The sequence below is a fragment of the Pseudomonas sp. TE3728 genome, assembly GCF_056279145.1.
The window spans coordinates 495,140-503,678 of record NZ_JBWBQT010000001.1; the positions used below are offsets into that span (position 1 = coordinate 495,140).

Sequence of the window (8,539 nt, forward strand, 5' to 3'; positions counted from 1 at the left end):
GACAGACAGGCCGGGGCTGTTGGGTCAACCTTTGCAGCTCTTTCTGCCGCGCCCGCGTCGCGGGTATGGCAGGACTGCGCTCGCATCGTCATCTGAGCCGACAACCCTCGATAAAAGGAGCACCTATGCGTCCGTCGTTTTATGAACCCAGCCGCTTTCCGCAATTGAAAAACCTTGCCGACAACTGGGAAGTGATTCGCCAGGAATTTCTCGCCCTCGATGCACCGACCCTGACCATCAACCGTGTGGGCAAGTCGATCACCGAGATCGTCGATGAAGTCGCCGCGCACGTGGAGGCCGGTGGTGAATATGGCTGGCTCTGGGGGTGGGGCGACGACATGGACGTCATGCCCGAATGGACGCAATACGGCCTGGTCGCCTATGACACACCAATCCCTTACGCTCGCGCCGCCATGCCGGGAACTCTCGAGCTGTTGAGCAAGATTCCCGGGATTAAACTCTGTGCCTTGCTGCGCATGGAACCCAATGTTTTCCTCGGCACCCATTCCCACACCGGCACCTGGGAAGAAGGCCTGCTGCATATGCAGTTGACCATCGATGCGCCCACTACCCAGAACTACGCCTACCTCAACGTCAACGGCAGCTTCAACCAAAGTACCAATGGCAACCTGGTGATCTTCGACGGCTCGCTCGACCACTTCGCGGTCAACGCCTCCAGGGCTCACCGCACCGTGCTGTACCTCGAATTCCATCGCGAAAAACACATGGTCGCCTGACGTAAGACAGAGACGTTCAATTCATGCTGCGATTTTTAAAGGAAACCCTCAACCCCGGGTGATCGCCCGGGGTCTGGAGGGAAGGTTGGCGGGGGGTCAGACAACAGCCGGTTCGGCGGTCGACTCGAGGAAGCGAAAGGCGGTCTGTTTCGAGCGTTGGGTAGACTCGAAGAACGCCAGGTGGCTACCGTTGCGTTCCACGTGCAGTGTCGCGTCACTGATGGACTGAGCGATGTGCCGAGAACCTCCGATGTGGGTGGTTTCATCGGCGTCGCCGGCGACCACCAGGGTCGGTACCGAAATCTGCGCCAGCCGCGACTGCAGCTCGGTCTTGTTCAGTGCGTCGTTGAGTCGCGCATAGCGATAGAACAGTTCCGGATTGACGTAAGGGTAGAGCGCAGCATGGGCAATCGATTCCGGAATGGTCGCCAGTGTCGCCTGATCCAGGAACAACGCCTGTAAATCGCTGGCCTCATTGCGGTCCAGGGCTGCGGCCTCCATCAGCCATTCGAAATTCTGCTGGTGCTGGGTGCGCAGGGTGTCGTCGCCCAGGTTGTAGTCGCCGTGCCACAGGCTCAGGGACTTCACCCGAGTACTGTGGGCGGCGGCCGCGCTGAGGGCGATCACTGCACCGCCGCAGATACCCATCACGTGCGCGGTCGTTATCTGGTAATGATTCATCACGTTGATCAGGTCACCGACCTGGGCGTCGGTATCCACCGCTATCTGGTCGAAGGTCGTGCAGGAACCGAACAGCCCGCGGGTTTCCCAGGTGACGACGAAGAACCGCTCGCTCAGGGCATTGAACCAGTCGCGGCACAGGTCGAAGGGCATGCCGCAGGGCAGTGCCAGGACGATGGCCGGACGCTGCCGGTTCCCACCGGCATGGACCGACAACGCCACATGATCACGGGTAATCAGGTGCAATGCCTCGACCTCTGGCACTGCACCGCTGAAATCGAAATGTCTGATCAGCCGCCCGAACGCCTTGACGCTTTCGACGTCGTCGAAGCGGTCATAGGAATAATCGAGCGCCTCGCAGATTTTCTTGCTGATAAATATCTCAAAGGACGACAGTTGCGTCTCGGCATTGTGCAGGTACTGCACGGTGCGGACGCCAATCCGTGCAAGGGCGGCATTGACCGCCCTTTCTGTGGCCCTCACGCTGGGGGAAGCCTGCTCGGGTAGCGGGTTATTTCCCTGAGCGAGAAAGCTCAGGCAGATAGGATCGGGCAGATGGATGGCAAGGTGCCTAAGCATCCTCACGGTCTCACACAGGCGCGTGGCTGCGTCAGTGGAAAAAGTCATGGATTGGGGACTCCTGTCGGGCACGTTGCGCATGCCAACTGTCGTATGGCATTGAAGGGATCAGACCGCTTCGAATTTTTTGCCGCGAGTGGTGTGGGTGACGAGGCGGTTGTATTCCGGGGTCGTATCGCCGATTACCTGAACCGCGCCGTACTTCTCAAGGCTGATACGTCCGCCGTATTCCTCGATGTGATCGGAGTCCGGGTAGACCTTCACGAACGACGGCACATAGCGCGAGGCGAAGCCCATACGCATGTCCTGGGACTCGCCGCTGTGGGGGTAGGAGGCGTGCATCAGGGTCGACCAGAAAATGATGAACTGGCCAGCCTTCATCTGCATGGGCACGGCGGCCTCTTCATCGGGTTTCCAGTTCTCGTCGATCTGCAACTGGCGATAGTCGTAGCCGAAGAATCCGCGTCTGACGCCATCCTTGACCACCGAGTTGTTGGTGTCGGGGGCGTAGCTCATGCGCTTGGTTTCGTCGTAGTTCATGCTGTTCTGGGTGCCGGGAATGAATTGCAGGCAACCGTTGGCAATGTTGGCGTCGGTGAACGCGGTCCAGACGGTAATGGTGCCGCCGAACTCTTCGTTTTCCGGCCAGATGATCTGCGGCTTGCCCGAGGCATTGGCAAACGTGTCGGCCTGGTGCCAGTCGGTGCCTTCATCACCCGGGTATTTGGGGAAGAACTCGGTGCGCCAGCACAGCACGTCCGGGCCGAGAATGCTTTCCACACGGTCGCAGATTTCCGGACGGCAGATGTGGCTGGCGAGGAAGTCGTCGTCCAGGTGGCGATCATAGTTGGCGATGTTGGTCGCGCCGGAAATGGCGTCCAGATCCTGGTAGGCCGCGGCGCTGCGGTCGAGCAGGCGCAGGCGGGTGCGTTTCCAGGTCTCTTTCATTTCTTCTGGCGAGTAGGCATCGAAAGGACCGATAAAACCGTTCTTCTCGAAGGACGCGCGTTGTTCTTTGGTTAAAGCGAACTGCTTACTCATGGGCTTTTCCTTTTCGGTCAATGGGCTTGAACAAGGGAGCGTTGAATGCAGCCGGCCAGCACTTTGGCTGTCGCGCCATCCGCCAGGACGCCGGGGTCCAGGTTGATTTGGTAGCGCGTCTTGAACGTGCTCAGGGAGCGGATCAAGGCCAGGGAAGTGCCGCCGAAATCGAAGAAGTCATCGTTCAGGCCAATGCTTTTCAAACCGATATCTTCGGACCAGACCTTGAGCACGAACTGCTCATGCTCGGTGAGTCCCGGTTCGCTGACGGGGAGGGCGGTCGCGGGGACCGAGTCGGGCGAGGGCAGCAGGCTTTTGTCGATCTTGCCGTGGGCCGTGACCGGCAACCGCGCCAATGCAATGTAGGCCGAAGGGCGCATGTAATCCGGCAGGTTGTCGGCCATCAAGGTGGCGACTTCGCTACGGGTCTGTTCGGTCCAGGCGTCCACGCCGTGGGTGGGTACCACATAGGTGATCAGGCGCCAGTCGCCATCGCCGTAATCGTGGGCGCTCACGTGGGCGGCGGCCACGGCCGGACTGGTTTGCAGGCAGGCTTCGACTTCGCCCGGTTCGATCCGGAAACCGCGAATCTTCAATTGCTCATCGCAACGGCCGGCGTAGCGGTACTCGCCGTCATCACCCAGCACCAGCAGATCGCCGGTGCGGTAGGTGCGGATCGAGGTGCCCGGTAACTGCACGAAGCGTTCGGCGTTCAGGGCTGAGCGCTGCAGGTATCCCTGGGCAACGCCGGCGCCTTCGATGTACAGCTCGCCGGCGGTGCCCTGAGCTGCCGGCAGCTGATCGGCATCGAGCAAATGCAGACGCCAGCCATCCAGCGGGGTGCCGATCGAAACCATCGCAGCGCTTTCCAGGTCCTGGCCCAGCACGCGTTTGTAAGTGGTGTGAACGGTGGCTTCGGTGATGCCGTACATGTTGATCAACGCCGGCTTCTGGTCGCCATGACGTTCGACCCACGGGCGCAGCACCGTGGCCGGCAACGCCTCGCCACCGAAAACCACATAACGCAGGGCCAGAGGGGCGCTGGCCTGGCGGTCGGCGTCATCGAGACCACGGAAGGCCGATGGCGTCTGGCTCAACACGGTCACGCGCTGATCGACCAGCCATTGGCGCATGGCACAGGGTGAGCGAGACACATCGTAAGGCACCACGGCAACGTGACCACCATGAGCCAGGGCGCCCCAGATTTCCCAGACCGAGAAATCAAAACCGATGGAATGGAACATTGACCAAATGTCGTTTTCGGTGAAGGCGAACGCTCGTTGCGTGCTTTCCAGCAGACGACTGACGTTACCGTGCGCCACCAGTACGCCCTTGGGTTCACCGGTGGAACCGGAGGTGTAGATGACGTAGGCCGGCGCATCGTCGGGGGAGCGGCGGTCGCCGTCGGTGGTCAATTCCAGCGCCGGGGCGGACAACAAATCAGCGAGGGGCAGGACACGCAGGGACGGGGTTTGCGGCAGGTTCGCGCGATCGCCGATCACCAGGCTGACGCCACTGTCGCGCACGATGTGTTCGACCCGTTTGCCAGGGTATTGCGGATCGACCGGGACATACGCGCCGCCGGCCTTGAGGATGCCCAACAGGCTGATGACCAGTTCGACGCTGCGTGTCAGGCACATCCCGACCAGCGTACCGTCCTTGACGCCTTCGTGACGCAACCTGGCCGCCAGCTTCGACGAGACCGCATCGAGCTCTGCATAACTCAATGCGCGAGTGGCGTCGGACACCGCCGTGCGCTCAGGGAATTCACGCGCCCGGGTGCTGAATATTTCATGCAGGAAAGCACCGGAGGTGAGGGGGGCTGGCGCGGTGATAACCGTTCCGCCAGTGTTCTTGATCGGCATGACTAACGCTCCTGTTAATTGCCAGGTGCAGCACATTTTCGCGTTTGCGAAACCTGTTGCACTCGAGACATCGCTGCGGCCACGGGATTCGTTCGAAGCGCCGGGGCAATCCGCAGTTGCCGCATTTCAGCACCGACTTCGAGCCTGCGTCTGTCGCGGGAAATGGGGACAAACCGTCTTTGGGGCGGATTGGCTGTCGGGAACGGTGACGTCTGTCCCGGATTGCGGTGCCAGACAGCACCGTGGATCGGTGCTTTTATCCTTGGCCGATGGTGGGGCGTATTGGTTTTGCCCCATACGACGTGGATGTGAGGATCTGTGGTTCAGGAGTTATTCATGAGTCTTCAAACTAACACTTCGCCCGTCATGCCCGATGACGGGATGCCGGATTCGCTGGCCTGGCCCGATCAGGGACGCGACGAATCGGTGAGATTGTCGTTGCTGGCCGCCGGTTTGAGTTTGCCGGTAGTCATCGAGCCGATCACCCCTGGGCTGGATCCGGTGCTGTGGGCCACTACGCGTCGCGAGGCGATCGAGGCATTGCTGTGTCGCCACGGGGCCGTGCTGTTTCGCGGCTTTGACCTCGGTTCGGTGCCAGCCTTCGAGGCGTTTGCCGAGGCCTTGTCGCCCGGGCTGCATGGCAGTTATGGCGACCTGCCGAAGAAAGAGGGCGGGCGTAATGTCTATCGCTCCACGCCTTATCCCGAGCGCGAGATGATCCTGTATCACAACGAGAGCTCGCACCTGGAAAGCTGGCCGCGCAAGCAATGGTTTTTTTGCGAGCAGCCATCACGGGTCGGTGGCGCGACGCCGCTGGCCGACATCCGGCAAGTGTTGCAGTGCTTGCCCGCAGAAGTCGTCGCGCGTTTCGAACACAAGGGGCTGATGTACAGCCGCACCTTCACCTCGGGCGTCGAGCCGAGTTGGGAGTCGTTCTTCGGGACCACCGACCGGGGCGCTGTCGAACAACGCTGCCGTGAACAGGGCACCGACTTTGAATGGCTCGACGGCGAAACCCTGCAAGTGCGCACCCGCTGCCCGGCGGTGATCCGTCATCCGCTCACCGGGGAATGGGCGTTCTTCAACCAGCTGCAGCTGCATCATCCGTTCTGCCTCGGGGAGGAGATGCGCGAAGACCTGCTCGATATGTTCGGCGCCGATCGCCTGCCGCGCACGGTCAGCTACGGCGACGGGACGCTGATAGAAGACGACATCATGGCGTTGCTTGGCCAAGCCTACGAGGCCTGTGCGGTCAGGTTCGCCTGGCGCAAAGGTGATGTGGTCATGCTCGACAACATGCTGACCGCGCACGCACGTGACCCTTACGAAGAACCGCGCCTTATCGTCGTGGCCATGGGTGAGATGACCGCCAGGGGCGACGTCTGGCAGCCAGCATGACCACGCTGTTTAAAAAAGATTGCTGTTTTGTACCGGCAATCCGGGACAGCGGTTCCAGTCGCGATACGTACACTTGATGCCTGCACAATCCTGAGGCAATGAAGCCTGCGCCACACACAGCGATTGCAAAAAGGCCATCGGCCGGCGAGACCACAACCGGCAGTGCCATGTCGCGAGTCCATTTGAGGATAGCAATCAATGAAAGACAAGAAAGCGAAGAAGTCCAAGCCGGGCTCCGTCATGCGCCTGCTGTGGCGCAATCATCCCTGGCTGACGATCTTCACGTTGATTACCGGCATCATCAGCGGGGTAGCGTCGATCGCGGTGGTGAATGTGATCAACCAGGCTATTCACAATGAAGGCTCTCGCATGGATGCCTTGTACTGGTTTATCGGGCTGAGCGCCGTGGCGCTAATTTTCCGCAATGGCGCAGCGCTGTTTCCGGCCTATGCCAGCATGCGGATCATGACGCGGTTGCGCATCGCGCTGTGCCGAAAAATTCTCGCCACGCCGCTGGAAGAAGTTGACCGGCGCGGTCCGCCCAATGTGCTGACCATGCTGACCAACGATATTCCGCAGCTGAATACGACACTCGTGGTCATGCCCACGGTACTGGTCGAGGCGGCGGTGTTTCTGTTCGGTATTGCCTACCTGGCTTACCTGTCGTGGGTGGTCCTTGCCTTGACCCTTTCGCTGATGATTCTGGGGGTGGGACTTTACCTGTTCTTCTTTGTCAGCGGCGTCAGGTATACCAGCCGGGTACGGGACGAATTTACCTCGTTCAACGAATACACCCATGCGCTGGTGTTCGGCTTGAAGGAACTGAAGCTCAATGGCATCCGGCGCCGCTGGTTCGGTCGCTCCGCCATTGAGGCGTCCTCTACGCGAGTGGCGCGCTACAACTTCATTGAGCGCCTGTGGTACACCGCGGCGGACAACGTCGGGCAGTTCACCCTGTCGCTGTTGATCGGTTGCCTGCTGTTTGCCGCGCCACTGGTCAGTGCGCTCGATCCGAAAGTCATGACCGCCAGCGTGCTGGCCGTTTTGTACATCATGGGGCCGCTTTCATTGTTGGTGGGGGCGATGCCGGTGCTGGCGCAAGGTCGTATCGCCTGTACGCGCCTGGCGGAATTCGGTTTCGCGATCAACGACCCACACCCGGAACCCGTCGGTGTCGAAGAGCCCAATGTGCCGCTGCTGGATCACAAGAAGTCCTGGGACAGCATCGAGTTGAAAGGGGTGCGGATGCATTATCAGGACCTGCACGCAGCGACCGGCTTCTCCCTGGGGCCTATCGACCTGAGCGTGCAAGCGGGTGAGTTGATCTACATCGTGGGTGGCAACGGGTGCGGCAAAAGCACCCTGGCCAAGGTGATCTGCGGGCTCTATATCCCGCAGAGCGGTGAGGTGCTGCTCGACGGCACAATGATTACCGAAGAAAGCCGAAGCGATTATCGCGATCTGTTTTCCGCGGTGTTCTCTGACTTTCATCTGTTCAACCGCCTCATCGGCCCCGACGAAGACGACGGCAGCCCCGCACTGGCTCAGAAGTACCTTGAGACACTGGGCCTGGCCGACAAAATCAAGATCGAAGGGCTCGGTTATTCAACCATGAAGGCGCTGTCTTACGGCCAGCAGAAACGCCTGGCGCTGGTGTGCGCGTACATGGAAGACCGACCAGTCTATGTGCTGGACGAATGGGCTGCCGACCAGGATCCGCCGTTCAAGAAATTCTTCTACGAAGAGTTGCTGCCCGACCTCAAGCGTCGCGGCAAGACGGTGCTGATCATTACCCATGACGACCAGTACTTCCAATTGGCCGATCGCATTATCAAGTTGGCGGATGGGCACATCGTGTCCGATATCAACTGCGCAATCCGCGACAAGCGAGCCTGAACGCCTGTTTCGACGGCATCGTCTGGCTTGCGATGTCGTCGCGACAACACGTCTGCAAACCTGTGAAAGATGCCTGATATCACGCCGTCAACCCGCAGGGGCAAGTCCTCTGCAGGGGGCGATGTCACGCCAGGACGATCCGCTCGTTCATTGATCCTGCATCAACCCCAGGCGTGCCTGTTGCTTTGGTTCCGGGCAGCACTGACAAATCTCTGAGAAGGAACGTATGAAATTTTTCTTTGCTCGTGCTGTGGGCGACGTTGTCGCAACAGGCTTTGCGTTGACCCATCCGGGTCGTGAAAAACCGCTGGGCTTGATGGCGGATGTGTCGGAGAGCGGATC

General features: G+C 60.1%; 6 protein-coding genes. 3 read left to right on the forward strand and 3 right to left on the reverse strand.

The window, feature by feature from the left end:
- The first annotated feature begins 125 nt into the window (after positions 1 to 125).
- Positions 126 to 737: an aspartyl/asparaginyl beta-hydroxylase domain-containing protein gene (locus ACZ89R_RS02070; protein WP_310661418.1), complete on the forward strand. Its 612-nt coding sequence runs from the start codon at positions 126 to 128 to the stop codon at positions 735 to 737.
- Positions 738 to 833: 96 nt separating this feature from the next.
- On the opposite strand, the gene syrC is transcribed toward ACZ89R_RS02070, so the two are convergent.
- Genes syrC through syrB1 form a run of 3 tightly spaced genes read right to left on the reverse strand, consistent with a single transcriptional unit; the run spans position 834 to position 4,903 of the window.
- Entirely contained in the window at positions 834 to 2,045 is a 1,212-nt protein-coding gene (gene syrC / locus ACZ89R_RS02075) for a syringomycin E biosynthesis aminoacyltransferase SyrC (protein ID WP_429546883.1), read from the reverse strand.
- A 60-nt stretch (positions 2,046 to 2,105) separates the two neighbouring features.
- Positions 2,106 to 3,038, reverse strand: coding sequence for a syringomycin E biosynthesis L-threonyl-[L-threonyl-carrier protein] 4-chlorinase SyrB2 (syrB2, locus tag ACZ89R_RS02080; protein WP_429546882.1), 933 nt, complete (start codon positions 3,036 to 3,038; stop codon positions 2,106 to 2,108).
- Positions 3,039 to 3,055: 17 nt separating this feature from the next.
- The gene (gene syrB1 / locus ACZ89R_RS02085; protein WP_429546881.1) at positions 3,056 to 4,903 is read right to left on the reverse strand and encodes a syringomycin E biosynthesis L-threonine--[L-threonyl-carrier protein] ligase SyrB1; all 1,848 of its coding nucleotides are present in this window, start codon (positions 4,901 to 4,903) and stop codon (positions 3,056 to 3,058) included.
- A gap of 336 nt (positions 4,904 to 5,239) precedes the next feature.
- Between syrB1 and ACZ89R_RS02090 the strand changes: the two genes are divergently transcribed.
- Positions 5,240 to 6,301: a TauD/TfdA family dioxygenase gene (locus ACZ89R_RS02090; RefSeq protein WP_429546880.1), complete on the forward strand. Its 1,062-nt coding sequence runs from the start codon at positions 5,240 to 5,242 to the stop codon at positions 6,299 to 6,301.
- 198 nt (positions 6,302 to 6,499) lie between these two features.
- Positions 6,500 to 8,197, forward strand: coding sequence for a cyclic peptide export ABC transporter (locus ACZ89R_RS02095; RefSeq protein ID WP_429546879.1), 1,698 nt, complete (start codon positions 6,500 to 6,502; stop codon positions 8,195 to 8,197).
- Positions 8,198 to 8,539: the final 342 nt, after the last annotated feature.